This is a genomic window from Streptomyces sp. NPDC051776, from assembly GCF_040681345.1.
Lineage (GTDB): Bacteria > Actinomycetota > Actinomycetes > Streptomycetales > Streptomycetaceae > Streptomyces.
Genome location: NZ_JBFAYQ010000012.1, coordinates 141828 through 166795 on the forward strand (window position 1 = coordinate 141828; position 24968 = coordinate 166795).

Genomic DNA, 24968 nt, shown 5'->3' on the forward strand with positions numbered 1-24968 from the left:
CTCTTCCCTCAACCCCCAGTCCCCGGCGTCATACCGCATGACGGTACCCCGTGGGGAGGACACGACGGAGCCCCCGACCCGTCGATGGGCCAGGGGCTCCGGTCTACGCGATGCCGCTCCTGGTCAGTACCAGTGGTTGGCCTGCCAGAACTCCCATGCGCCGCACGGGCTGTCGTAGCGGCTGTTCATGTAGTTCAGGCCCCACTTGATCTGAGTCGCGGGGTTGGTCTTCCAGTCGGCACCCGCCGAGGCCATCTTGGAGCCCGGCAGCGCCTGGACGAGACCGTACGCGCCCGAGGAGGGGTTGCTCGCCTGGTAGTTCCAGCCGGACTCGTGGTCCACGATGTTGCTGAAGCACTGGAACTGGTCGGACGGCATCATCTGCCGGGCCATGCTCTGGACCTCGGCGATGGTGTACGAGGCCTGCTGCGGGAAGTCGGTGCGCGATGCCGAACGGGCCGCCTTCAGCGACTCCGCACGCTCCTTCGCGGCCTTCTCCTCGGCGGCCTTCTTCGCCGCCGCCGCCTTCTTCTCCGCCGCGTCCTTGGCCGCCTGCTTGCGCGCGGCTTCCTCGGCGGCCTTCTTCGCCGCCGCGTCGGCAGCGGTGGACTGCGCGTCCGCCTGCTCCGTCAGCGACGCGGTCTGCGCCTGCGTCTGGTTCCCAGCGGAAATGTCCGCGAGGAGCGTCGCGTCGGCAGCGGTCGGCTCGGCGGCCTCAGCCGCCCCGCCCTGGGTGCTGCCCGAGGCGACGCCGACGACGGCGCCGACTGTGGTGACCGCGGTGGCGGACGCCACCGCGAATCCCCGGACCGAGATCCGGCTCACACGGTTTCCTTCCAGCATCGCCCGCTTCAGGTGACCTCGCGGACGCAATCGTGCCCCTGGCGCTGGCCTCCCCTTGTTCCGGACCCGGTCTTACAGGTGGGACCGACTGGCCACGGGAGGCACTGACCCGGTGCGAACTCCCATGGGAGTTCCGCGTGGTGCTCGGGCGGCATACGGCGAACGCGTGTTGAGTTGTGTGGTGCAACACCGCTGGGGGTGCTGGTGTGCCGTATGCGGGGCCTGACAGGACCCACACCCTGCCCGACGCCCGCGTCCGGAGGCAATTCCGCGTTGGGTGGGAAAGCTCACACCCGGTTTGGACCACGGGTTTTATGGAAAACCCCGCACAGCACAGCGCCGCACAGCTAAGCTCTTGTGCTTAACTGCGCGGCGCCAAGTGGCCCCAGATCAGGATCTAGTGGGATTCGGTTGCACTCATTGCGCGCTCCCTGCCGTCCCGGTCTAAATGCGGGTCTCCTCGAGCATTTCGGTCACGAGCGCGGCGATCGGCGAACGCTCCGAGCGGTTGAGCGTGACGTGCGCGAACAGCGGGTGCCCCTTCAGCTTCTCGACCACCGCGACCACTCCGTCGTAGCGCCCGACCCTGAGGTTGTCGCGCTGCGCGACGTCATGGGTCAGAACTACCCGCGAGTTGGCACCAATACGGGACAATACGGTCAACAGCACATTGCGTTCGAGCGACTGCGCCTCGTCGACGATCACGAACGCGTCGTGCAGCGAACGGCCGCGGATGTGCGTGAGGGGCAGCACCTCGAGCATGCCCCGGCCCACGACCTCCTCTATGACGTCGCGCGTCGTCACCGCGGAGAGCGTGTCGAAGACGGCCTGCGCCCAAGGGCTCATCTTCTCGGCCTCGGTGCCGGGCAGATAGCCCAACTCCTGCCCGCCCACCGCGTACAGCGGACGGAAGACCATCACCTTCTGGTGCTGACGGCGCTCCAGTACGGCCTCCAGGCCGGCGCAGAGCGCGAGTGCCGACTTGCCGGTACCGGCCCGGCCGCCCATCGAGACGATGCCGACGTCCTGGTCCAGCAGCAGATCCAGCGCGATCCGCTGCTCCGCGGACCGGCCGTGGATGCCGAACGCCTCGCGGTCGCCGCGGACGAGACGGATACCGCCGTCGGCCGTGACCCGTCCGAGCGCCTTGCCGCGCTCGGACTGCAGCACCAGACCGGTGTGCACAGGCAGATCCCCCACCTCGGGCACGTGCACGACCTCGGAGGCGAAGAGCTCGTCCACCTGCTCGGCCGTGATGGCCAGTTCCGACATTCCGGTCCAGCCGGAGTCGGTGATGGCGAGCTCGGCGCGATACTCCTCGGCGAGCAGCCCGACGGACGACGCCTTGATGCGCAGCGGGAGGTCCTTGGAGACGACCGTGACGTCGTACCCCTCGGCCTGGAGGTTCCTGGCCACGGCGAGGATCCGGGTGTCGTTGTCACCCAGGCGTCCGCGCTCGTTCAGGAACGAGGCCGGAAGAACGGCGGGGTCGGAGTGGTTCAGCTCGACCCTCAGCGTGCCACCCAGCTCCCCGATCGGGATCGGCGCGTCGAGCCGCCCGTACCGGATGCGGTAATCGTCGAGCAGGCGCAGCGCCTGCCGTGCGAAGTACCCGAGCTCCGGGTGGTGCCGCTTGGCCTCCAGCTCCGTGACCACGACGACGGGAAGCACCACTTCGTGCTCGTCGAATCGGGCCATGGCCATTGGGTCGGCCAGCAGAACGCTGGTGTCGATGACGTAGGTGCGCCGGTCGTGCGTGCGGCGCTTTGTGCTGGTCACCACGGGTGGACGAACCCCCTCGCATGAGGTCGGGGCGCGACGGCGTCGCCGGGGAATGGACCGGGCTCGGGCCGCGATGCGCGGGCCGTGCACCGGCCCTCGGCGTTGTCCGCGACAAACGCGCGGTCGTCCGTGTGCAAAGGGCCTCCCGGGCGGGCGACCCCATGCCACCCGCTGGTCTGCCGGACGCCCGTGGACCGGGCATCGACTTGAAAGGGATATTCCCTCGAACGTAGGCCGCCATGCCACGGCATATGACGGCCCGTATGTGAACTTTTCGCAACGCCGGACGCTCCGAGGCGCTTGATTCCGGGGAAGAAAGCGGGGCATATCAAACATTCCGAACTGCGCCATTGGAGCTACCCATCAAGATCACCCCCGCCCCGAATCGAAGGTGATGCCCGCCGGGCGGGGTGGTCGCTCGGGTCGGCCGCACACGGCGGTCGCCCCGGGGCGTGCGCGTGGAGCGGTCGCCCGCGGGTGGGGTGGAGCGGTCGCCCGCGGGTGGCGTGGCCGGTCGGGCAGAGAGCCCGTCCGGCGAGGCGAGTGCCCGGCCGGCGGGACGGCCGGACGTGGAACCGGCGCACCTGGGCCCCGCCAAGGCTTGCCGGGCGCGGTGGACCCCGGCGCGGAGCGGCCTCCGCGGCGAGGGGTCAGGCTCCGTACCGCCGGTGCCGCGCCGCGTAGTCCCGCAGCGCGCGCAGGAAGTCCACCTTGCGGAACGCGGGCCAGAAGACCTCGCAGAAGTAGTACTCGGAGTGGGCGCTCTGCCAGAGCATGAAGCCGGAGAGCCGCTGCTCTCCGCTGGTGCGGATCACCAGGTCCGGGTCCGGCTGGCCCCGGGTGTAGAGGTGTTCGGCGATGAGATCGATGTCGACGATCTCCGCGAGCTCCTCGAAGGACGTGCCCTTGCGCGCGTGCTCGAGCAGGATCGACCGCACCGCGTGGGCGATCTCCTGGCGGCCTCCGTAGCCGACGGCCACGTTCACGAGTATTCCGTCGATGCCGACCGTCCTCTGCTCGGCCTCCTTGAGGACGGCCTGCGTCCGGCCCGGCAGCAGGTCCAGGGTCCCGACGTGGTGGACGCGCCAGCGGCCGTCCGCCGCGAGGTCGCGCACCGCGTCCTCGATGATGCCGAGCAGCGGTACGAGCTCCTCCTCGGGCCGGTCGAGGTTGTCCGTCGACAGCAGCCAGAGCGTTACCACCTCGACATCGGTCTCGGCGCACCAGCCCAGCAGCTCGCGGATCTTCTCCGCTCCCGCCTGGTGCCCCTGCTCGGTGGTGCCGCCCGCAGCCCTGGCCCAGCGCCGGTTGCCGTCCAGGATCACGCCGATGTGCTTGGGGACCTGGGCATGGTCGAGGCGGCCCTCCACCCGGCGTGCGTAAAGCTTGTACACCAGGTCGCGCAGGTTCATCGCCTTCTCCAGCCCCTCCGTACAAAACGGCCCCCAAGTCTTGCACCCTACTGCGCTCTCCAGGCGCCGACCCAACCCGGGAGCCAGGGGGTACGTCAGCGTCGCGTGATAGGGAAGAAGCTGTGACAGACACCTTTCCCTACTGCGCCGCCGACGAGCGCTACGGCTCGATGGCGTACCGCCGCTCGGGCCGCAGCGGCCTCAAGTTGCCCGCCGTCTCGCTGGGCCTGTGGCACAACTTCGGCGACGACCGGAGCCTCACGTCACAGCGGTCGATCCTGCGCCGTGCCTTCGACCTCGGCATCACGCATTTCGACCTGGCGAACAACTACGGGCCCCCGCCGGGCTCGGCGGAGCTCAACTTCGGCAAGCTCTTCGCCCAGGACTTCCGCCCGCACCGGGACGAACTCATCCTTTCCACCAAGGCGGGCTACGAGATGCACCCAGGCCCGTACGGCGAGTGGGGCTCGCGCAAGTACCTGCTGTCCTCGCTCGACGCCTCGCTGAAGCGGATGGGCGTCGACTACGTGGACATCTTCTACTCGCACCGCTTCGACCCGGAGACTCCGCTCGAGGAGACGATGGGCGCGCTGGCCTCCGCCGTCCAGCAGGGCAAGGCGCTGTACGCCGGCGTCTCCTCCTACACCTCCGAGCAGACCGCGGAAGCGGCGCGGCTGCTGCGCGGTATGGGGGTGCGCCCGCTCATCCACCAGCCCTCGTACTCCATGATCAACCGCTGGACCGAGGACGACCGGCTGCTCGACACACTGGAGGCCGAGGGCATGGGGTGCATAGCCTTCGCCCCGCTCGCCCAGGGATTGCTGACGGACAAATACCTGCAGGGGATCCCCGAGGGTTCGCGGGCCTCGCAGGGCAAGTCGCTCGACCCGGGGCTGCTGACCGACGAGGTCGTACGGCGGCTGCGCGGCCTCAACGACATCGCGCGGCGTCGCGGTCAGTCGCTGGCCCAGCTGGCGCTCAACTGGGTGCTGCGCGACGACCGGATGACCTCCGCCCTCATAGGCGCCTCCAGCGTGGCCCAGCTCGAGGCCAACGTCGCCGCCCTCGACGCGCCTCCGCTCACTTCCGACGAGCTGACGGACATCGACGAACTGGCGCGGACGACGGAGGGCGTGAACATCTGGGCCGGCCGGAGCTGAACACCGGCCGCCGTCGGGGCACCGGCGCGGGCAGCGGCTGGGGGCCGCCGGCCCGCGCCGCTCCGTTCAGGCAGATCCGTCCCGGGACTCAGGCGGGCACGAAAACGGGCCGGTCCGTGGGGGGGATGACGGACCGGCCCGAGGGGGGGGACCCCCACCATAACCGCTGGGCCGGGGTGGACCCGGCATCTGCGGGGGTGACGGAATCGGCGTGTGCTGACGCCCGGACCGCCGTTACCGCTCATGTGTCCGATCAGTTCGGCGGTGCGGTCCTGTCAGGCCGCGCCGAGTCCACCGAGCATCAGACCGAGCAGCGTCCCGGCAATCATGAAGGGACCGAAGGGCAGAGCGGTTTTCCGGCTCGCACGCCGGGTCAGCAGCAGCCCAGCGCCGTAGAGCGCCCCGAAGAGAAAACCGGCGAACGCACCCGCGAACAGCAGCGGCCAGCCGTACCACCCGAGGGCGACCCCCAGCGTGAGCGCCAGCTTGACGTCCCCGAATCCCATGCCGCGGGGATGGATCAGGAACAGCACCAGGTACGCGGCGCCCAGTCCGAGTCCGCCCAACACGGCGCCCGTCCAGGAGCCCGCGTTCCCGGGCAGCAGCGCGGCCGCGCCGAGCAGGGCGATGGCCGCCGCGGGGAGGGGCAGGGTGAGGACGTCGGGCAGCCGGTGCACGGCGAGGTCGACGAGCGTGAGGACGCCGAGGAACGGTACGAGCAGCAGCCACAACGCGAGTTCGGGACGCGCACCCGTGGTGGCGGCGAGCCCGCCGCACACGAGGGACGCCGCCGCGGCGGTCAGGGCGCCGGCCGGTCCGTAGCGGCCACCGGGTCGCGGAGGCCATGGGTTGTCGGCCGCGGCAGGGGCCTCGCCGGCGGCACTGGCGTGGGGAGCCTCAGCACCGGGGGCACTGGGGTCGAGGGGCACTGCACCGAGGGCACTGGCACCGGGGCCACCCGCGTCGGAGGGCGGTGGCTCCTTCTCTCCGGGGGCCGAGGGCCCCACCTCGGCCGGCAGGGTTGCCCCGGCCGTGGCTACCTCGGCGGGAAGGACATCTCCCGCGCACTCCCGGCACCGGGCCGGGCCCAGCCAGCCGCGTGCGGGGCCGGTGATCTCATGCCCGGCCGGACACCGGGCGCGCCATCGTTCCTCGGGCTCCACGGCCAGGCGGAACACGGCCCGGGGAACGAGCAGTCCGCAGACGGAGCCGTACGCGGCGGCAAGGGCTATCAGCAGCAGGTGCACCCCCCGACCCTACGGACTGTGGTCGCCGCGGTCACCGGCCCGGTCCCCGACGGGCCCGGCTGCGGGTGTGGTCCCGTGCTCGTTGCGGACGGCGTCCGCGCGGGCCGGCGACGGCGGCCCGGACGAGGTCTGGACGACGGCGCAACCCCGCCCGTGCCCGGACGAGGTCTGGACGACGGCGCAACCCCGCCCGTGCCCGGACGAGGTCTGGACGACGCGCGCAACCCCGCCCGTGCCCGGACGAGTTGGTCCCGGGGTTCAGTGCCCGGCCAATGGGGTCGGCCGTCTTGCCCGCCCTCGCCGCACGTAGAAGGCTCGTCGCGGAGGGGCCAGGTGCGTGGCCGCATGGTGCATGAGGGGGGTCTGGGGAGTGTGCATGCACGACGGCGTAGCCCTGCTTCGTATCGCGGACGGGGCGGCGGGGAGCCGGTCGGGGGACTCGGCGGTGGAGGCGGCGGACGCGGGGGCGGCGACTGGGACGGGAGACCCGGGCGGGATTCCGCTGGAGATCGCCGCCTCCTACCGGGCCCGTACGCGCGGGCTGCTCGGGCGGGATGGCCTGGAGGGGGCGATCCTCCTCAGCCCCGCGACGAGCGTGCACACGTTCCGGATGCGGTTCGCGATCGATGTGGCGTATCTCGACCGGCGCCTGCGCGTTCTCGCCGTACGGACCATGCCGCCCCGCCGGCTCGGGCTTCCGCGGCTGCGCTCCCGGCACGTGCTCGAGGCGGAGGCGGGAGCGATGGAGCGCTGGGGGCTGCGGGCGGGGACGCGCGTCGAGATCGTCCCCGCGGCTTCGCCTCCCGAGTCGTAGCCGCTCCCGCCGACCGCCCTGGCACGGCGGGTGCTGGCCGGGGCGCGCTCCGCCCTCCGCGCCCTGGCCGCGGTCGCGTTCGGTGGCCCTCTGCCTGCCGGTGCCTAGCGGCGTGTGCGTGGGGACGGGTCCGTGCCCGGCGCCCGCGCCCCGCCCGCGCGGGCCGCGAGGAAGTCCTCGAACGTGCCGCGGCCGACGGCATGGTCCGGTGTCAGGTTCTCTCCGCGGCGTACGGCGTTCAGCGCACTGCCGGGCAGCCACAGCGGCACGACCCTGCGGCGCCGCCCCAGCGAGACGAGACAACTGCGCGCCAGATCGGTGTGCGTACGGACCTCGGGGCCGCCCATGTCGGGGACGCGGCCGGCCGGTTCCCCCGCGGCGAGTTCGACGAGACGATCGGCCACCTCGCGTACCTCGACCGGCTGGAAGCGGACACCCGACAGCGACAGCGTGACCGGCAAGCGCCGCTGCGCCTCCGTGATCATGGCGATCAGGTCGTGGAACTGGGTCGTACGGAGCACCGTCCATGGCAGACCCGACACCTCGATCAGCCGCTCCGTCTCCAGCTTGGCCCGGTAGTAGGGGTACGGGATCCGGTCGATGCCGACGATCGAGATGTAGACGAGGTGCGGGCTGCCGCCCTGTCTGCGCACGGCATCGACCAGCAGGCGCGTGCCCTCCACATCGCCCCGCCGCCCCACGGTCGCGCAGTGCACGATCGTGTCCGCGCCAGCCACGGCCCTGTCGATCCCGGCACCGGTGCGCATGTCGCCCATGGCCCACTCGTACGGGGTGGTGTCGTCGGCCGGTCGCGGCCGTCGGCTCAGCACCCGTACGGTCCGGCCGTCGTCGAGGAACCGACGGACAACGGGGCGGCCGAGCGTGCCGGTTCCGCCGGTCACGAGAATCGGTCCGTCCACGTTTCACACCTCCTGGCGGGTCGTCGTCGCGCGCCGACGCCGCTCCGTCCACGGGCCGGGGGCCGCTCTCGGCCGGCCCGGCCGCTACGTACGCATGTCATCCGATGTGGACGAGGCTCACCACCCAGGTGTGACACCCGGGTGGTGAGCAGACCGCTCAGTGCGTCAGCAGCTGGAGGTCCAGGTGTGGGAGTCGCCCCTGTCGTTGGCGGTCGCGTTGTAGCCGACCTCCTGTCCGGGAGTCAGGCAGATGGTGACGCCGCCGCCCTGCCAGGCGCTGGCGTAGACCTTGACGTGGTCCTTGACGCCCGGGCCCGAGACGCCGTGGTTGGCCCACGAGCTGTCCTGGTCGGCGATGTTGCCCTCCCACCAGCCGTCGTCGCCGGTCCAGCCCACGGCCAGGCCGCCGAAGTTGGCGTCGGTGAAGGCGCAGAAGCTGCCGGAGGAGCAGGGGGCGGCGGCCTGGGCCGTGCTCGGTACGGCGGCAAGGGCAGCGCCGGCGGCGAGGACCAGGCCGGCCGCGGTGATGAAGGTCTTGCGCATGATGTCGATCCTTTCGATGAGAACCGCCGGGAATCGGTGAGGTATTCGGACTCGGCGAAGTCCGCGGACTCCACGTCATCGGCTATTCCGGTAATTCCGGCGATTTCCGGGATTTCAGTGATGCGGTTGATTCGGTGTTCGGTGTTCGGTGTTTTCAGTGATTCGGTGGTGCGTTGATTCGGTGATTCGGTGAGTGAGACCGAGTGGCCCCGGAAGGGACGCACTCGCTGACCCGGTGGTCCGCCGGCCGTCGGCCGGTAGGGCTCCGGGAGCTTGTGGAAGTGGTGCGGGCCGCGGACAGGACAGGTCCGGCTCTGACGTGATGAGGCGTCGGCCGGGCCGGCGCAGGAACGGCGGCCGGAGACTCCACCTCAGGGGTGCCGCGCCGACCGGGGCGGCGGCCCCGGTGCCACCGGCCGTGGCGCGGGTCCCCCGCCGCGCCGGCCGGGGCGGCAGGCGCGGCGGTGAGCGCGGTCATCGCCGTACGTCCCGATCGGCGGCAGGGGCGGCCGGGGGAGGCGCCTCAGAAACCGGCCCGGACCGCGACGCGCAGCCCGCGCTCGCGCATCCGCCGGTGGTCGGCGATCTCCTCCGCGAACTCGGCGCGTACTTCGGCCGCGTGGCGCTTCTCCAACCGGGCGCCGGTGCGGGCGAGGTCCGTGCTCCGTACGCACCGTGCCTCGGCCACGGCGTACCGCCGCTGCAGTCCGGTGGCCTCACGGGGTCCGAGATCACGGGCGCGGCGCTGCCACGCGCTGCGCAGCTCCCCCGGGTCCTCGACCTCCCGCACCGGGGCGATACAGCGCGCCCAGCGGGCGAGCGCGGCACGGTACGCGGGATCCCGGGTCACGCGCTGGTGGGCCGCGGCTTCGAGGTTGTTGACGGCGACCTCGGTGCGGAACCAGCGGGCCTGGTCGCCGTAGAGGTCGCGCTGCGCTTCGGCGAGACAACCGTCGCTGTTGGCCCTGACGACGTATCCGGTGGCCGTCCGGGTGGACAGTTCGCGCCGCCCGGTGCCGAACAGCGCGTCGGACAGCCGCCGTTGCTCCGCTACCGCCTTCTTCCCGGACTGTTGTCCCCGCGGGGCCGACCCGGCCCGCTGGGTCCGCCGTGCGTCACCCGTTCCGCCCCCGCGGGCCGGGCGTCCGGTCCCCGCCGCGCTCCCGAAGCCGTGCTCAGCGGCCCAGGCAGGGTCGTCGATCCCGTACGGGAATTGGCGCTGCGGTGCGGATTGCGGATGCTGCGCCGCGCGGCTCCCGCGCCCACTTCCGGTTCCGGCCCGGCTTCCGGTTCCGGCCCCCGTGGCATCCCCGTCGTCGGCGGGAGGCGTGGGCGGAGCCACCTTTCGCCCCGTCAGGCAGCGCCGTACGAGCGCGGATTCGGCGCCCCTCAGCAGATCGTCCTGGGCAGTGGCGGACCGCGGTACGCGCCGCGACTCCCCCGCATCCTTCCGGTCCGCGCCGTCCGCGCAACCGGCCACCGTGGCTGCCATGCACATCGACAGCGCCACCGTGGAAACGAACCTCGCAGCCCGCACCGTGGCCACCCCCTGCCCGTCCGGTCCTGCTGGACCGGATCAGCCGTCTTCCGACTCCCCCGTCGGCTTGGCTCCCATTAGAGAGGAGAGGGGGGCGGTTGTGACCCTCGGACCTCAGAGGGCGGGGTGGTGGGGGGCCTATCCCCCGTTGCCGCGAGGGAACGAGACCTCGACGCGCCGGTTCTTCTTGCGACCTTCTTCGGTGCTGTTGTCCGCGATCGGGTACTGCTCACCGTAGCCGCGGATCTCGAAGGCGATTCCGGCGCCCAGGCTCCTGGCGAGCTCCTTGTGGACGGCGTTGGCGCGCCGCTTGGACAGGACATCGCCATGGGCCGAGGACCCGAGGTTGTCGGTGAACCCGAAGATGCGCACCTTGTCCGAGTCCTGTGCCTTGATCTCCTCGGCGATGGTCTCGATGCGCCGGTGGGCCTCGTCGCCGAGTTTCGCGCTGTCCTTGCCGAAGAGCACTTCGGCCTGGAGCGCGAACTTGACGTCGGAGTTGGTGTCCTCGCGGCGCTCCTCGCCGCCGAGGTCCTCGACGACGGATTTGATGTCGAGGACCTTGGCGGGGGCCAGGGTTCCGCCGTCGACCATCTTCAGGTCGGGGTCGTTCCCGTCGATCTCCACGGGCGCTGCCGGTTTGGTGATGCTGCCCGGCGGCACGTTGGGCTCGTCGTCGGCGTACGCGACGGTGGCCGGGAAGCCGGGCACGCCCAGGAAGCATCCCGTGACGAGCACCGCACCGGCAACGACGTGGACGACGACGCGCGGAAGGCGCACCGGGCGCGCGGACTGACCCTTGTGCATGGCCCCGGGGGACGCCGTCGTGGTGCGTTCGCGGTCCGAACGGCCCCCGGAATGCGCATCGTTGCGGTGTGTTCGCTGTGGGCCCGCAGACTGGGCGGCGCAACGGTGCGCGGGACGCGGCTCGTTGGGAGTCATCGGCCGCTCACCCCGAGATCTTGATCGGGGCGCTGGGGAAGGTCGGCATCTGGAAGTCCACCTCGGTGGTGGACTCCGGCGGCGCCGGGAACTGCATGAAGACGGCAAGCGACTTGCCCGCCTCGACCTTGGTCAGCCCGGTCGTGCACAGGCAGCGCCCCTCGGTGTCCCGCAGCACGTAGTACCGCTTCTTGCCCTTCTGGTCGACGAGCATCGCGCCTCCCACGGAACGGCCGCTGCTGCGGACGATCTCCTGCTCGTAGCCGCGCCAGGCGCTGACGCCGTAGAACGACTCGTTTCCTTCGTTCTTGACCTCGGCGTTGACGGTGACGAAGCCGCCGGAGTCCCGCCGGGCGGAGTGGACGGTGAGGACCAGGTCGTCGGACCCCTTGATGACGGCCAGCGTCTCGTCGGCGTCCGGCACTTCGTTCCGCGGGGTCTTCTCCCGGCCGCCCTCGCCCTTGCCGCGGTCGGGGGAGGACGAGGCGGCCCGGGCGCGTCCGTCGCCCGCGTCCTCTCCACCGCCACCGCAGCCGACGGCCGTGCATGCCAGTACGGCGGCGACGGCCGCCGCGGCCGCTTCCCTGCGGGCCACCCTGAAGTGTCGGGTCCTCATCTGTGCTGCTTCCTTCGGTCGTCGCTCGCGGCTCAGTCGGTCAGGTGCACGGAGAACAGGTCGGACGCGCTGGGCAGGAGACCGCCGTCGTCACCGGGGTCGAGGGTCCAGTCCCTGCCGTCACAGGTGAATGCGGCCCGTGGCGCGTCCCCGTGGCCGTGACCGCCGTCGCCGCCGGTGTCCTCACCGCTGCCGCCCCCACCGCCGCTGCCGCCCCCACCGCCGCTTCCGGCGCCCGCGACGTCACCGGAGCCGCCGCCGGGACCGTCACCCGTGTCGTCGCCGGGATCGTCATCGGTGACGAGACGGCAGCGCGGTTCGATGACCGCGGTGGCCTTGGCCGTGCCGTACTTGCTCTCGGTGCCGGGGATCACGGACCGGCCCACGGGGTATTCGGTGCGGACCTCGACGGTGAATTCGGGCCGCAGCCCCACGTCGGCGCCGCAGGAGGTGACATCGGCTCTGTTGCGGTCCGCGAAGTCATGGGCGCCCGGACAGTCCGCCGCGCCGAAGGGGCCTTCGCCGTTCAGCCAGTCCTCCCAGGGCTCCCCGTTCTCCACGGCGTCGAGCAGCCCTGTTCGCAGCTCGTCCCGCACGTCCTGGGCCCAGGCGAGTGAGGCCGCGTCCGCCGCCGTCTGCGCCCCGTTGCGCGTCGCCGACGCCTGCCCGACTGCAAAGAATGCGAACGCGAGAAAGAGCAGGGCCCCCACCACTGTGACGTAGATGGGGAACGCCTGCCCTCGGTCGCCTGAGCGGCGTACGGCGGTCAGCCCGCCTTGATCTTGTCGATCTGCTCGATGATCTTGTCCGTGATGTTGCCGCCGATATCGGTGCCCACGATCGCGCCGATGATCACGACGACCACCAGAATGATGCCCAGGTACTCGAACGCCGTCTGCCCCCGGTCGGAACGGACGGTCATCGCCCTGACGGCGGTGTTCTTCCAGAACATCGGGTTCCTCTCCCGGGTCGGCCGAGTCGATACCCGGAACGTACGCCTGGGCGGCCCGCTGCGCAGTGGGCCCCGAGGCCCAATTCCGGGCCCAAAGTCCGAGTCGGGCCCACCGTGATGTCCGCCGCCGCCTCATGACCGCCCCTCGCTCAACCACGTCAGTATGGCTTCACTGCGGCTGCCCGAGCCCAGCTTCGCGAAGATCCGGTTGATGTGGTTCTTCACGGTCTTCTCGCTGATGAAGCAGGCGGCGGCGATCTGCTGATTCGTCATACCGGACGCGATCAGGTCCATGACCTCCCCCTCCCGCCGGCTGAGCCCGAACTCCTTCCGGGCACGGCCCCGTTCATTTCTCGACTGTCCCACAGCGGATTGCGTTTGCGAAGACGTTGGGTGAATTTCCGCCGGAGGTACGGGCCGTGCACTGGCCACGGGTGTGCCCGCGTCGAGCATGGCGTTCGGTGCGGGCGGGACGGGCGGGACTGCTCGTACATGCGCGACCAGTGCGTCGACGGCAGTCGACGTCAGATGGGCACGGCCCGCCCTGATGTCCCGTACGGCTTCGGCGAGTTCATCGGCGCTGAACTCGCCGTGGACGAGATAGCCGCCCGCGCCCAGACGCATCGCCTCCTGGACGGTCTCGCTCTCGCGGCTGTAGGTGAGCATGAGGACCGGCGCGTAGCGGACGAGGTGCGGCAGGGCGGTGAGGCCGTCGACGCCGGGCATGCGGACGTCGAGCAGCACCACGTCCGGGCGCTTCTCCCGGGCCGCCTGCAGGGCCTGCTCGCCGTCCGCCGCCTCCGCGACGACGTCGATGTCGTCCCGGCCCCCGAGGAGCGCGGTGAGCCCGGCCCGGACGACCGGGTTGTCGTCCGCGACGACCACGCGCAGAACCTGGTCCCGGGGGCTGACCGGGGCGCGGGGGGCCACCTGGTCCCGGGGGCTGACCGGGGCGCGGGGGGCCATCGGCCGCAGCGGGTCTCCCGGGCTCGCCGGGTTCACGGGGCCCTCCCGCTTCATCGGGCCCGTCCTCTCCGCAACAGCAATGCGGTAACGGGCAGTTCGAGCCGAACCTCGGTGCCGGAGGTCCTGGGCCCGGTGCCGATGCGGATGCGGGCCCCGATGGCGGCCGCACGTTCGACCATGCCCACCAGGCCGAAGTGCCCGGCCCTGCGGAGCTGCCCGAGGTTCGTGCCCGCGGGCAGTCCGCGGCCGTCGTCGACGACGCTGACCCGCAGCGTGCCGTCGGCGATGCCCGCCTCGACGCTGACGTGGGTGGCCCCGGCATGGAGATGGGCGTTGTCCAGCGCCTCGGACACGATGGTCAGGAGCTGCCGGGCCACGGCGTGGGGGACGGACGGGACCGGTGCGGTACCGATGCGTTCGAAGACCGCGGGCAGTCCCGTTCGGCGCGAGAAGTCCGCCACACGAGCGGGGAGTTCGTCCGTGACCTGGACGCCGGAGCCGTCGAGACCCGACTCCCGCCGCAGGTCCGAGAGCAGCTCCCGGGTCTCCGCGGCGGCCCGGCGCGCCGAGCGCGCGACGAGTCCGGCCTGGCGGCGTACGGTCGCCATGTCCGCCCATGCGCCCGGGTGGACGGTGCCGCTGTCACGGTGGGCCCCGCCAACGCCGCCGTCGCGCCGCGCGTCACTGCCGCTCCGTTCCCCCTCGATCCCGTGCGTTTCACCGACGTCCCGACGCCGTTCCCCGTCCTCCCGGCGCCCCTCGCCGTCCCTCGGTTCCGTGCGCACCGTGTCAACCGGCCCGGTCCAGGGCTCCGTCCCGGCCGCCCGCTGTGCGGCTTCGGCGCGGTCCGCGGATGCCGCGAGGCCGTCCGCGGCGAGGGCCAGTCCGTGCAGGGTCTTGGCGACGGAGTCGTGCATCTCCCGGGCCAGCCGCGCCCGTTCCTCCGCGATCGCTTCCGCGACCGCCAGGCGGGCGCGGGCCTCGGTGAGCGCGTGCGTCGCCGCGCCGAAGCGGAACATCAGGTTGCGCAGGGAGACCCCCACCGCCCCGGCGACGACGCAGAAGCCGGGCAGCAGCAGGAACCCCGGGCCCGCGGCCTCCAGATCGGGGTCGGCGGCGTAGACGCCCACGAGGATGAGGATCTGCAGTCCCGCGAAGAACCCCGCGCCTGTCCCTCCGTAGACGAGTCCCGCCAGGAGGGGGGTGCAGATGGTGACGAAGGCGAGGGTGGACTCGGGCGTCGCGGTGACCAGCAGCAGTGCGCCGAAGAGCATGTCGGCGGCGAGAAGGGACGGGTGCCGCAGCAGCATCGGCCCGAACCGCTCCCAGTCTCGGAAGAGCACGTACGAGACCATGAAGGTGACCACGACCGCCGACCCGACCAGCCAGGTCGAGGGGCCGGGTTCGGTGCGGCCGAGCGCGATCGGCGCCGCCAGAGCGATCATCGCCAGCCTGAAGCCGAAGACCTGACGGCACAGCGCCTGAAGGGCGTTGAGCCGGATCTTCAGCGTCGGCTCGTCACGCGCCCCGTCCGCCGCCGGGGCGACGTCCGCGGCCCCGCCCTGGACGAGGCCGCGCCGCCCGAACCCCCAGCGCCGGGCGTCCCACGGCCGCCGCTCCCCGGCAGGACGGCCGTGCGGACGTTGGCCGCCGCGCAGCCGGTTCAGACCCGGCAGGCCCGGAAGGCCGGGAAGGCCGGGAAGGCCGGGAAGGCCGGGAAGGCCGGGCAGTTCGGGCAGGTTCGGCCGCCCCAGCAGGCCCGCCCCCGGCGCGGACGAAGGCCCGTACGACGACCCGTACGAGGGGTCATACGAGGGCCCGTACGACGACCCGTACGAGGGCCCATACGTCACCGTCGCGCCCGGATGCCCCGGCGTCATGCGGACACCCGGCAGCACCGCCGGGCCCGGTAGTCCGGACCGTCCCGTCACCCCCGGCCGCCCTCCCGAGCCCCACTCCCTGGCCATACGTCCCTCCCCTCGCCCCCGTCAGCCCGCAATCGATCCGAAGTCCACGTCCGCCCCGAACACGAAGCCCGCCACGAGCAGCAGCAGGGTGCCCGGGAGCATGAACGTGGTGATGGTCAAGGTCGCCTTCGGCACCGCGCGCGCCGCCCGCCGCCGGGCGTTCTGCGCATCGGCCCTCCGCATGTCCGCGGCGATCTGGATGAGCGTGTCGACGATCGGCGCACCGAGTTCCTCGCCCTGCTGGAGGGCCGTGACGAACATGGCCACCTGCTCGGAGTCGTTGCGGCGGCGCAGCTCCCCGAACGCCTGGCGGCGGCTCACGCCCATGTCCATCTGGCGCAGCGTGATGCGCAGTTCGTCGGCCCATGGACCCTCGTACTTCTCCGCGACCCGGTCCAGCGCCTGCCGGAAGCCGAGGCCGGCGCTGACGACGACGGCGAGGACGTCGAGAAAGTCCGGAAGGGTGCGCTCGATGGCGGCCTTGCGCTGCTGGACGGCCGCCCAGATGCCGACCTCCACCCACAGGAAGCCGAACGCCACGAGCAGGGCCGCAAGGACTGGCCGGCCCCGCAGGATCAGAACGAACGCCCCGAAGAAGCCGAGGAATCCGTAGACCGCGCGGCGGGCGGCGTACCGGTTGAGGGTCAGTCCTCCGGGGTTGCCCGCGAGGTCGATACGGCGCCGGACCCTCCCGGCGCGCTGCGGGCCCATCATCCGCAGCACCGCGGGCGCATAGCGCATGCCGAGGCGGTCGATGAGCGACCCGACGGCGCCGGTGCGGGTCGCGCCGACTTCGAGCGCGAGGGCGAGGTCGCCGGGGAGCTTGGTGTCGCGGCGGAAGAGCGCGATGCCGTGGGCGATCCCGGCGACGGCGAGGCCGGTGAGCAGAGCGAGCAGCAGTCCCATGTCCGTGGCCCCCTCAGATGTCGATCTTCGACAGACGGCGGACCAGGAAGAAGCCCACCCCGTACAGGCCGATGGCCACGATCACGGCCGCCTGTCCGAGGAGCGAGCCGGTCATACGGTCCAGGGCGCCCGGCATCACGCGGTCGAGCAGCAGCAGCGCGCCGACGCCGAGCGCGGGGACGGTGTACGCGGTCACGGTCACCTGGGAGAGCTGGGTGCGGATCTCCCGGCGGGTCTCCTTGCGCTCCTCCAGGGTCCGTGTGAGGTTCCGCAGGGACGCGACGACCGTGCCTCCGGCGCGGTTGGAGAGGACGAGCGTGGTGACGAGGACGACGAGTTCGCGCGACGGCAGTCTTTCGGCCAGCTCGTCGAGGGCCTCCTCGATGGAGTGGCCGAGCGCCAGCCGGTCGGCCACCCTGGCGAGTTCGGATCCCGCGGGGTCGTCGAGCTCCTCGGCCGCCATGGCGAGGGCGGTACGCAGGGCGAGCCCAGCCTGGGTGGCGTTGGCCAGCACACGGGCGAGTTCCGGGAGCTGATTGATGAACTTCTCGATCCGCTTGCCACGCTGCCAATTGAGGAAGGCGAACGCCGCCCAGAGTCCGATGAGGGCGGCCACCGGGCCGAAGAAGGCGGCGAGGAAGGAGCCCGCGATCAGCCACATCCCGGCTGCCCCGGCGACCGTGAACACGACGAACTCGCCGGGGGTGAGGTCGAGTCCGGTGGCCGCCAGGCGCAGTTCGAGCCGCCGGCCCCACCGCGTACGCCGCAGCCTCCGGTCCAGCCCGGCGAAGCGGCGGTGCGGCAGGTCCGGGGCAGGGCCGGTCTGAGAGAGCCGGTCGACCAGGGCCTGGCGCTGCGACCGGCCGGAGGCGTACGCGTGCAATCCCGCCACCGCGAGCGCCCCGCACAGCAGGGTGACGCCGAGCGTCAGCATCGGCAGGGAGCCGTCGAAGGTGTCCATGGATTGCTACTTCGCCTCTCTCGTGGCGAGCTGGTCGTCGGAGGCGGCGACGCCGAAGGCCTGTGGCACGGGCTCGCACGCCAGATGGAGCCGTTCCGCGATACGGCGGGGCAGGGGGAAGTACGCGTGGTGGCCGTGCACCGTGCGGTCCGCGCCCAGGGGCCGGGCGTTGAAGCGGCAGACCGTGGCGATCCGGTAGGTCTCGCGTCCGCGCGAGGCGAGCATGACGATCTCGCTGACCTTGCGGGAGCCGTCGGTGTGCCGGGTGAGCTGGATGATGCAGTCGACGGCGCTGTTGATCTGGTCCCGCAGCGCCTCGAAGGGGATCTTGACCTCCGACATGGAGGCCAGCGTCTGCAGCCGCATCAGGGCGTCCTCGGCGCTGTTGGCGTGGACCGTGGCCAGCGAGCCGTCGTGTCCGGTGGACATCGCCTGGAGCATGTCGAGGGTCTCGCCACCACGGACCTCGCCCACGATGATGCGGTCGGGGCGCATGCGCAGCGAGTTGCGCACCAGGTCCCGTACGGTGATCCGCCCCTTGCCCTCGACATTGGGCGGCCGGGTCTCCAGCCGGATGACATGGCTCTGCTGGAGCTGGAGTTCGGCCGCGTCCTCGACGGTGATGATGCGCTCCCCGTCGGGTATGAGCCCGGACAGGGCGTTCAGGAGCGTGGTCTTGCCGGAGCCGGTCGCCCCGGACACGATCACGTTGAAGCGCGCCCTGACCAGCCCGGCCAGCAGCATCAGCGTGGGCTCGTCGAGGGTGCCGAGCCCGATCAGCTCCTGGAGGGTGTACGAGCGCGGGAAGCGGCGAATGGTGAGCGTCGCGCCGGTCAGGGACAGCGGCGGGATGATGACGTTGACGCGCTCCCCGCTGGGCAACCGGGCGTCGACCATCGGATTCGCCTCGTCCACACGGCGGTTGACGGTGGAGACGATGCGCTCGATGGTCTGCATGAGCTGGTCGTGGGAGGCGAACCGTACGGGCACCTGCTCGACGCGCCCGCCGCGCTCGACGTAGACCTGGTCGGGCCCGTTGACCATGATCTCGGTGATGGAGGCGTCCTCCAGCAGCGGTTCGAGCACGCCGAGGCCGAGTGCCTCGTCGACCACGCGCCGGATGAGCTGGGCGCGTTCGGTGGTGGAGAGGACCGGCCCCTCGCGGCTGATGATGTGCCCGAGGACGCGTTCGAGCCTGGCCCGGCGCTCGCCGGCGGCCAGGGCGGACATCTCGGCGAGGTCGATCTCCTCGAGCAGCTTGGCGCGGTAGACGGCGACGAGATGGCCGTCCTCGCGCATCCCGCCGGTCTCCTCGGGGGCCGTGACACGGGCCCGCAGACTCATCGCAGACTCCCCGCAGGGCACCGGGCCGCCTGGACCGAACGTGCACCGGCTGCCGGGGATCGGTTCGCGCCGCCTGCCGGATGGCTGGTCGTGCTCATGGTGTGCTCTCCTCGTCGCGCGGCATGACGGCCGACCGCTCGGCCGTGCCGAAGTTCCCCACGCCCGGGACGATCGACGGGATCTCGACCCGTGCGGTGGCCTTGGCCTCCCCGGGACCGCGTCCCACGGTGATGTCGGCCCGGTCGGCCATCCAGTCGCTCATCGCCGCCCGGCCCGCGCCCTCCCCGTCGGTGTCCGATTCCGCGTAGGACTCCGTGCGGGCCGCGGCGCGTGCGGCCGTGCCCGCCTGGGAGACGGCGTACGCGGCGATGCCGAGCTGGATGGTGGCCAGGCCCAGGAGCAGGAGGATCGGGACGAACCCGATCAACTCCAGAGCCACCTGGCCGCGTTCGCGCGTCGATGGCCACGGGGGTCTGCCCAGAGTGTGCCCGGGCCCCGGCCTCCGATTGCCGCCGGACCCGCTGCCGGCGGAAAGCGGGTGCGGCGGGGCGTCCCCGCAGGCCGGCGAAGAACGGCCGGACATTCGACGGGACATCCGCCCGCTCGCGGCTCTTGGGGGCACCTCCGGCGGTAGCCGTGCGAGAGACACCCCCCGGCCCCGGTCCACGACGGACGCCGCGCCCTGCCCCCCGACTGCGGTCCACGCAGCGCAGTCGGCACGTCGCACCCGTAAGACCCGAGCCATGGGTCACCCCTCCTCCGCCGCTCCGGCCTCGCCCCGGACGGTGATGGGGAAGTCCACCACCCCCGGGAACAGCACCGGAACTTTCAGCCCGACCTCGGCCTTCCACAGGCCGGGCTCCGGGAAACAGTTGATCTCCGGGCCGCTGTCCCGCCAGGCCTGCGGGAGTTCCGCCGCCGCCTTCTCGCGGCAGGGGCCGGCAGCGTCCGCCGCGGTCGCGGCCCGCGCCGCCTCGTCGGCCGCATTCCCCGCGAGGGTGTAGGTGTAGCCGAGCAGCGCGCACTGCCACACCAGGATCAGCACGAGTGCGATGAGCGGCACCATCCCCAGGAACTCGACGGCGACCTGGCCGCTGTCCCCGCCCGCGGCCCGCCGCCGCACTCCCGAGGGGCCGCGGTCGCCCCGGTACCTGCCCGCCCGTCCGCCCCGCGCGCCCTTCTCGGCGCGGCCCGCGCGGTGGCCGCGGGGGCCGTCCGCCTCCGTCCCGGCGAGCAGGTCCAGTTCACCGGCCAGCGCCCGCACCGCCTGCTTGACCGTGGACCGGCCGTCAAGGTCCTGTATTCGGCCCGAATTCACCACGGGCTGCAGCTCCTTGAAGTTGGACGGCACGGCGGCCCGCGCCACCCGCGTACCGGTGATCTTCTCGATCAGCGACGGCTGGATCTCGCTGTGCCGGGTGTGCCGGTTGACCACGGTGACGGTCTCCTCCGCCTTGCGGATCTGCAGCCGGTCCCACAGCCGTACGAGCCTCTTGGCGCCCCGTACGGCCACCACGTCCGGCGTGGTGACCATCAGGGGGACGTCCGCCATCTCGACGGCCGCCGCGTTCGCGCTGTTCATCTGGGAGCCGCAGTCGATGACCACGACCTCGTACCGGGTCCGCAGGGCGCTGACGATCCGGCGGACGGCCCGGTCGGGGACGTCCTCGCCGCGCTCCCCCTCGGCCGGCGCCAGCAGCAGCCCGAGCCCGGTGGGATGGGCGAACAGCGCGTCCTGCAGGACGCGCGGCGAGATGTCGCTGATCCCCGCCAGGTCCGCGATGGAGCGGCGGAACTGCACATCCAGGTACGAGGCCACGTCCCCGGACTGGAGGTCCAGGTCGACCAGCGCTGCGGTCAGCCCCGACGCCCTTGCTGCGAGCGCGAGTTGGACGGCGGTGACCGTGGTACCGACCCCGCCCTTGGCGCCGCTGAGGGTGACCACCCTCCCGCCGGGGCCGCTGAACGAGTCGGCGCCCGCGCCGAGATGGCGGCGGACGCCCGCGGACCACTGGGCGGCGCCGTGGACGCGTGCCGCCAGTTCCTCGTACGACAGCGGCAGCGCGATGAGACCGCGCGCACCGGAGTCCATCACCGCGGAGAAGAGCCCGGGGCTGGAATCGGCGGTGACGAGCACGACGCCGACCGCGGGGAAGCGCAGCGCCACTTCCCTGATGAGTTCGAGGGCGGGCACGGGGCCGATGCGCTCGTGGACCAGGACGACCTCGGGCAGCTCCTCGACGGACTCGGCGGCGAACCGGGCGAGCGCGTCCAGCAGGGTCGTGGAGTCGGCGACCGGGGGGGCGGGTTCGGCGTCCGGGAGCTGGCTCAGCAGGGTGGTGATGGAGCGGGCGGCGTCCGGGTCGGCGGCCGCGGTGAGAATTCTGATCGTCATCCGTTACCCCCCTTGTCCCCGTCGAGGGTGTAGGTGCGGCTGTCCGGGGAGACCGGCGAGCCACCGCCCGGGGCGACCAGGGCCAGCCGTACGTGCGAGGCGAACGATTCGGCGTAGGCGACGCGCTGGGCGTCGAGCGTGCCGAGGCCGAACGTGATCGGCACGGCCTCGGTCGTAGCGCGTCGGCGCTCGTCCTGGTCGGGGTCGAGGGGGGTGAGGCGGCCTACGTCGATGACCTTGGCACCGGTGACGATGACCTTCGACTGGGGCTTGGCGCCCGACGTCTCGCGGTCGAAGGTGGCGTAGATGTTGACCGTCGCGCCGGGGCGGATCTTGCCGGCCACTCCGGTCGCCGCGTCGATCATGATGGCGATCTCCTGCTCGCCCTTCTCCAGCGCCGGGCGGTCCACGACCATGTCGCTCTGCAGCAGGGACCCCTTGCGGAGCGGGGTGACGGCTATCTTGCCGTCGATGCCGCGGAGGTCGGTGACCGCGGTCTCCGGCACCCAGCGCTCGGGTATCTCCACCTTCCTGAACTGGCTCTCGGACAGCTCCTCGTACGGCTTCACATCGGCCGCGAGTTCGTACGCCGTCGTCTCCGGCCCCACCTTCGACTCCACGTCACTGATCACCGAGAGCACCCCGGCGAAGGCGCCGAGCGCGCACAGGACGGACAGCAGGATGAGGATGACGCCGCGGCGCTGGCGTGAATTCATGTGACGGACAACCTCGTTCAGGAACGTATCCGGGTCGGGACGGACAGTAAGCGATGAACGCTACGGCGCATCCGCCCGGGGCCCGGGCGGCGGCCTGGCGGCGGGAGGTCAAGAGGCGGTGAGCGCGAGCCGGGGCCTCGGGGCGGGGGGTGGCGCGACGGGCGCGGAACAGAACGCGCAGCGGTCGCCGATGAGGTGCAACCCGCACCAACGGCACTCGTCCCTGCGGACCGAGGCGACGACCTGGTAGAGCACGGAGAGGTCCCCGATCGCGGCAGCGAATTCGACGAGCCGGGACGTGCCCCACCAGCGCGAGGACTCCTCGGGCAGCTCCGCCTCGCGCACCTCCTGCACCCGCCATGCGGAGGCGAGGCCGGAGGCCACCCAGTCGGACTGCAGCCGGCCCCGCGCGAGCAGCAGTTCGGTGGCGAACTCGGGCCCCTGCAAGGGTGCTTGGGACGCGCCGCCCACCTTGATGAGCTGCTGGGCGGGATTGAGCAGCACCCCGAACTGACTGCCCGGCACCCAGGAGGTGGCGTGGGAGGCGAGACCGACCGGGATGCGGTCGAGCCGGGACACCGAACCGAGCAGTGCACCCGCGTAGACATAGTGGGCGAGCAACCGGGCCGCGGAGGCGAGCACACCGGGGCTGAAGTCGCAGACGGAGAGCCGCCGGAGCTGGAGGGCGAGCACGGCGACGGCCAGCGGCGGCAGCTCCAGGCCGAGCAGGGCGATGCGATCGCTCTCCAGGACGGAGCGGATGGTGTGGAGCCGCTGGTGGGTCTCCCGCTGCGGATCGCCCGCGGGATGGAGCACGATCAGATAGCCGTGCTGCTCCAGGAGCCGGTGGGTGTCCGCGAGCGCGGCCTCCAGGGGTTGCGCCTGCGGTGGCGGGATCACGGCGGCAGGCGGGGTCTGCGGGTCGGGCGACGGAAGCACCAGACCCGGGCTGGTGACTGCGATGGCGATGGGCACGTCGGTCTCCCCGTTCCCCTCCGGTCGCCGGTCGCCGGGGGGCCGGCGGCCGCAGATCGACACTGCGCTGCGCTCCTGCACGAGCACTGTATCCACCAGTTGAGATGGAGTGAACAGTTCGCCGGTATCAGCGGAGTTGATCCCGGGAAGACCCGTATCCAGAAGTCCTGACGGCCCCCGTGGGCCGGGGCGGGGAGGCGGCGCGGGCGGGGTTGGCAACAGGACTGCGGCGGGCGGGCGTACGGACTCGGGGTCGCACGTGCCGTCGGGCGATAGCCGCACTGCGGACGTTTCCTGCAGTCCGCGTGCCGGTCGCGGCACTCGGAGCATCCCGACTACAGCCAACGCGCAGCGCCGCCGCCTTCGCGGTGGCGCTGCGCACGACGTACGTGCCGGGGCGGAACCCCCGGTGTCACCAGGGGAGTTCGCGAACCTGCTGGACGCACAGCACGAGGAACAGCAGGCCGGCCGCCGCCAGCGTCCCGTTGCTCAGCAGGCCGTTGCGCCACTGACGGGGGGTCCGGTCGGAGTTGAGCAGCCAGATCAGGGTCAGCGCCAGGAACGGCATGAAGAAGGCGCCGAGAACGCCGTAGGCGATGACGAGCCCGAAGGGCTGGTCGAGCCAGAGCAGGCCCATGGGCGGGAACGTCAGCCACAGCATGTACGTCCGGAAGGGCCACGACTTCTCGCGGCGTCCCTCGGCGACCTCGGCCACCGCGTCCTCGGACTCGCCCCTGCGGACCCGCTGTACGCGCTCGTAGAAGTCCGCGAAGAGGAGGCTGACGCCGTGCCAGACGCCGACGAGGGCGGAGAAGGAGGTCGCGCAGAAGCCGACGAGGAACAGCTTGGCGGTGAAGGTGCCGAAGCGGTCCTCGAGGATGGAGCCGAGGTCCACCAGGCCCTTGTCGCCGGAGGCGAGCGCGATGTTGGACGCGTGCAACAGCTCGGCGCCGACGATCAGCATCGCGACGACGAAGACGCCCGTGGTGAGATAGGCGACGCGGTTGTCCAGCCGCATCATCTTCATCCACGAGGCGTCCGTCCAGCCCTTGGCGTTGATCCAGTAGCCGTACGCGGCCATGGTGATCGTGCCGCCGACACCGCCGATGAGGCCGAGGGTGTAGAAGAACGAGCCGTCCGGCAGGACGGGCAGCATGCCCGTGAGGGCGGCCGGGATGTCGGGGGCGACGCGGACGGCGACGTAGACGACGATCAGGAACTTGACGCCGATCAGAACGGTCATCAGCTTTTCGAAACCGGCGTACCGGTTGAACCAGACCAGGACGAGACCGATGAGACCGGCGATCACGGCGAACGCCTTGAGCCCGCCGGGGAAGCCGGGGAAGAGCGCGGCGAGCGGGAGGGCCGTGGAGGACATGGCGGTCGCGCCGTAGACGAATCCCCAGACCACGATGTAGATCCCGAAGTAGACCGAGGTCCAGCCACCGAGGCTGCGCCAACCGTCGAACAGCGTGCGACCGGTGGCCAGATGCCAGCGGCCCGCGGCCTCCGCGAGCGAGATCTTCACCAGGCAGCCAACGACGGCGGCCCACATGAGGGTGTAACCGAACTCGCTGCCCGCGATCAGGGTCGCGACGAGGTCACCGGCGCCGACACCGGTCGCCGCGACGACGATCCCGGGGCCGATGTAGCGCCAACTCGCCTTGCGCGGTTGCCCGACGACCTCACCTGAACCGCGCTGACTGGTCTCCGCCATGGGCTGCCTCCGCTCTCGTCCCCGGGGCCGACCCGCGGAATTGAATCCGCCCGGTGCGCCACCGCACAAGGGGCCGTACCCCGTCGGACCCCGGGGCCGCGGCTGCCGTGGGAGCGAAACCGCGGCCGTCGAACGGGCCCCGCCGACGAGCCCGGCGGGGGGGGTGTCCCTATGGGTTTCGTCAACCTGTGGGGGCGGGCTTGGGGTCGTAGAAGGTGCCGTCGCGGAGCATGGCGAAGAGCACGTCGGCTCG

Annotated in this window: 23 protein-coding genes; 2 read left to right on the top strand and 21 right to left on the bottom strand. The window is 71.8% G+C overall.

Annotated features, from left to right (window positions below; all coding sequences use genetic code 11):
• Positions 1-123: 123 nt before the first annotated feature.
• From AB0M26_RS12915 to AB0M26_RS12925, 3 genes are all read right to left on the bottom strand, one after another.
• Positions 124-843: a transglycosylase SLT domain-containing protein gene (locus AB0M26_RS12915; RefSeq protein ID WP_365258968.1), complete on the bottom strand. Its 720-nt coding sequence runs from the start codon at positions 841-843 to the stop codon at positions 124-126.
• Positions 844-1287: 444 nt separating this feature from the next.
• Positions 1288-2625, bottom strand: coding sequence for a PhoH family protein (locus AB0M26_RS12920; protein ID WP_365258971.1), 1338 nt, complete (start codon positions 2623-2625; stop codon positions 1288-1290).
• 650 nt (positions 2626-3275) lie between these two features.
• Entirely contained in the window at positions 3276-4037 is a 762-nt protein-coding gene (locus AB0M26_RS12925; RefSeq protein ID WP_365258974.1) for an isoprenyl transferase, read from the bottom strand.
• Positions 4038-4159: 122 nt separating this feature from the next.
• On the opposite strand from AB0M26_RS12925, the gene mgrA reads away from it, so the two are divergent.
• Positions 4160-5197, top strand: coding sequence for an L-glyceraldehyde 3-phosphate reductase (mgrA, locus tag AB0M26_RS12930; RefSeq protein WP_365258977.1), 1038 nt, complete (start codon positions 4160-4162; stop codon positions 5195-5197).
• Between the two features lie 275 nt (positions 5198-5472).
• Here the strand turns inward: mgrA and AB0M26_RS12935 are convergent, their stop codons facing one another.
• Positions 5473-6444, bottom strand: coding sequence for an A24 family peptidase (locus AB0M26_RS12935; protein WP_365258980.1), 972 nt, complete (start codon positions 6442-6444; stop codon positions 5473-5475).
• 376 nt (positions 6445-6820) lie between these two features.
• Between AB0M26_RS12935 and AB0M26_RS12940 the strand changes: the two genes are divergently transcribed.
• Complete coding sequence (locus AB0M26_RS12940; protein ID WP_365258983.1) at positions 6821-7258, top strand: DUF192 domain-containing protein; 438 nt, start codon at positions 6821-6823, stop codon at positions 7256-7258.
• Positions 7259-7362: 104 nt separating this feature from the next.
• Here AB0M26_RS12940 and AB0M26_RS12945 read toward each other — a convergent pair whose 3' ends face one another.
• The 17 genes from AB0M26_RS12945 to AB0M26_RS13025 form a co-directional block, all read right to left on the bottom strand.
• Entirely contained in the window at positions 7363-8178 is an 816-nt protein-coding gene (locus tag AB0M26_RS12945) for an NAD(P)H-binding protein (RefSeq protein ID WP_365258986.1), read from the bottom strand.
• A 165-nt stretch (positions 8179-8343) separates the two neighbouring features.
• Positions 8344-8721 (bottom strand): peptidase inhibitor family I36 protein, encoded by a 378-nt coding sequence (locus AB0M26_RS12950; RefSeq protein ID WP_365258989.1) that lies wholly within the window; start codon positions 8719-8721, stop codon positions 8344-8346.
• A 523-nt stretch (positions 8722-9244) separates the two neighbouring features.
• Entirely contained in the window at positions 9245-10258 is a 1014-nt protein-coding gene (locus AB0M26_RS12955; RefSeq protein ID WP_365258992.1) for a hypothetical protein, read from the bottom strand.
• A gap of 138 nt (positions 10259-10396) precedes the next feature.
• Positions 10397-11065 carry an OmpA family protein gene (locus AB0M26_RS12960; protein WP_365258995.1) on the bottom strand — a complete coding sequence of 223 codons (669 nt, stop codon included), beginning with the start codon at positions 11063-11065 and terminating at the stop codon, positions 10397-10399.
• 142 nt (positions 11066-11207) lie between these two features.
• Positions 11208-11816: a hypothetical protein gene (locus AB0M26_RS12965; protein WP_365258998.1), complete on the bottom strand. Its 609-nt coding sequence runs from the start codon at positions 11814-11816 to the stop codon at positions 11208-11210.
• Positions 11817-11848: 32 nt separating this feature from the next.
• The gene (locus AB0M26_RS12970; RefSeq protein ID WP_365259063.1) at positions 11849-12586 is read right to left on the bottom strand and encodes a pilus assembly protein TadG-related protein; all 738 of its coding nucleotides are present in this window, start codon (positions 12584-12586) and stop codon (positions 11849-11851) included.
• Positions 12583-12768 carry a hypothetical protein gene (locus tag AB0M26_RS12975; protein ID WP_365259000.1) on the bottom strand — a complete coding sequence of 62 codons (186 nt, stop codon included), beginning with the start codon at positions 12766-12768 and terminating at the stop codon, positions 12583-12585. Before AB0M26_RS12975 ends, AB0M26_RS12970 begins: the two co-directional genes overlap by 4 nt.
• Positions 12769-12900: 132 nt before the next feature.
• Positions 12901-13734, bottom strand: coding sequence for a response regulator transcription factor (locus AB0M26_RS12980; RefSeq protein ID WP_365259067.1), 834 nt, complete (start codon positions 13732-13734; stop codon positions 12901-12903).
• A 50-nt stretch (positions 13735-13784) separates the two neighbouring features.
• Positions 13785-15701 carry an ATP-binding protein gene (locus tag AB0M26_RS12985; protein WP_365259003.1) on the bottom strand — a complete coding sequence of 639 codons (1917 nt, stop codon included), beginning with the start codon at positions 15699-15701 and terminating at the stop codon, positions 13785-13787.
• Between the two features lie 21 nt (positions 15702-15722).
• Entirely contained in the window at positions 15723-16607 is an 885-nt protein-coding gene (locus AB0M26_RS12990; protein WP_365259006.1) for a DUF5936 domain-containing protein, read from the bottom strand.
• 13 nt (positions 16608-16620) lie between these two features.
• Complete coding sequence (locus AB0M26_RS12995) at positions 16621-17568, bottom strand: type II secretion system F family protein (RefSeq protein WP_365259009.1); 948 nt, start codon at positions 17566-17568, stop codon at positions 16621-16623.
• A 6-nt stretch (positions 17569-17574) separates the two neighbouring features.
• Positions 17575-18912 carry a CpaF family protein gene (locus tag AB0M26_RS13000; protein ID WP_365259012.1) on the bottom strand — a complete coding sequence of 446 codons (1338 nt, stop codon included), beginning with the start codon at positions 18910-18912 and terminating at the stop codon, positions 17575-17577.
• A 94-nt stretch (positions 18913-19006) separates the two neighbouring features.
• Positions 19007-19351 (bottom strand): TadE/TadG family type IV pilus assembly protein, encoded by a 345-nt coding sequence (locus AB0M26_RS13005; RefSeq protein ID WP_365259015.1) that lies wholly within the window; start codon positions 19349-19351, stop codon positions 19007-19009.
• A gap of 309 nt (positions 19352-19660) precedes the next feature.
• Positions 19661-21307 (bottom strand): AAA family ATPase, encoded by a 1647-nt coding sequence (locus tag AB0M26_RS13010; RefSeq protein ID WP_365259018.1) that lies wholly within the window; start codon positions 21305-21307, stop codon positions 19661-19663.
• On the bottom strand, positions 21304-22023 hold the full coding sequence (gene cpaB / locus AB0M26_RS13015; RefSeq protein ID WP_365259021.1) for a Flp pilus assembly protein CpaB: 720 nt from the start codon (positions 22021-22023) through the stop codon (positions 21304-21306). Before cpaB ends, AB0M26_RS13010 begins: the two co-directional genes overlap by 4 nt.
• 108 nt (positions 22024-22131) lie before the next feature.
• Positions 22132-22998: a hypothetical protein gene (locus tag AB0M26_RS13020; protein WP_365259024.1), complete on the bottom strand. Its 867-nt coding sequence runs from the start codon at positions 22996-22998 to the stop codon at positions 22132-22134.
• Positions 22999-23410: 412 nt separating this feature from the next.
• Entirely contained in the window at positions 23411-24715 is a 1305-nt protein-coding gene (locus AB0M26_RS13025; protein ID WP_365259027.1) for an Nramp family divalent metal transporter, read from the bottom strand.
• Between the last annotated feature and the right edge of the window lie 253 nt (positions 24716-24968).

Excerpts from the sequence above, each read along its gene's own strand:
- AB0M26_RS12990 (WP_365259006.1), bottom strand. The coding sequence starts at position 16,607 with ATGGGACTGCTGCTCGCTCTGCTCACCGGCCTCGCCGTCGCCGGGATC.
- AB0M26_RS13000 (WP_365259012.1), bottom strand. The coding sequence starts at position 18,912 with ATGAGTCTGCGGGCCCGTGTCACGGCCCCCGAGGAGACCGGCGGGATG.
- AB0M26_RS12965 (WP_365258998.1), bottom strand. The coding sequence starts at position 11,816 with ATGAGGACCCGACACTTCAGGGTGGCCCGCAGGGAAGCGGCCGCGGCG.
- AB0M26_RS12940 (WP_365258983.1), top strand. The coding sequence starts at position 6,821 with ATGCACGACGGCGTAGCCCTGCTTCGTATCGCGGACGGGGCGGCGGGG.
- AB0M26_RS12975 (WP_365259000.1), bottom strand. The coding sequence starts at position 12,768 with ATGTTCTGGAAGAACACCGCCGTCAGGGCGATGACCGTCCGTTCCGAC.
- AB0M26_RS12915 (WP_365258968.1), bottom strand. The coding sequence starts at position 843 with ATGCTGGAAGGAAACCGTGTGAGCCGGATCTCGGTCCGGGGATTCGCG.
- AB0M26_RS12960 (WP_365258995.1), bottom strand. The coding sequence starts at position 11,065 with ATGCACAAGGGTCAGTCCGCGCGCCCGGTGCGCCTTCCGCGCGTCGTC.
- cpaB (WP_365259021.1), bottom strand. The coding sequence starts at position 22,023 with ATGAATTCACGCCAGCGCCGCGGCGTCATCCTCATCCTGCTGTCCGTC.
- AB0M26_RS12980 (WP_365259067.1), bottom strand. The coding sequence starts at position 13,734 with ATGGCCCCCCGCGCCCCGGTCAGCCCCCGGGACCAGGTGGCCCCCCGC.
- AB0M26_RS12950 (WP_365258989.1), bottom strand. The coding sequence starts at position 8,721 with ATGCGCAAGACCTTCATCACCGCGGCCGGCCTGGTCCTCGCCGCCGGC.
- AB0M26_RS12925 (WP_365258974.1), bottom strand. The coding sequence starts at position 4,037 with ATGAACCTGCGCGACCTGGTGTACAAGCTTTACGCACGCCGGGTGGAG.
- AB0M26_RS12995 (WP_365259009.1), bottom strand. The coding sequence starts at position 17,568 with ATGGACACCTTCGACGGCTCCCTGCCGATGCTGACGCTCGGCGTCACC.
- AB0M26_RS13025 (WP_365259027.1), bottom strand. The coding sequence starts at position 24,715 with ATGGCGGAGACCAGTCAGCGCGGTTCAGGTGAGGTCGTCGGGCAACCG.
- AB0M26_RS12985 (WP_365259003.1), bottom strand. The coding sequence starts at position 15,701 with ATGGCCAGGGAGTGGGGCTCGGGAGGGCGGCCGGGGGTGACGGGACGG.
- AB0M26_RS13010 (WP_365259018.1), bottom strand. The coding sequence starts at position 21,307 with ATGACGATCAGAATTCTCACCGCGGCCGCCGACCCGGACGCCGCCCGC.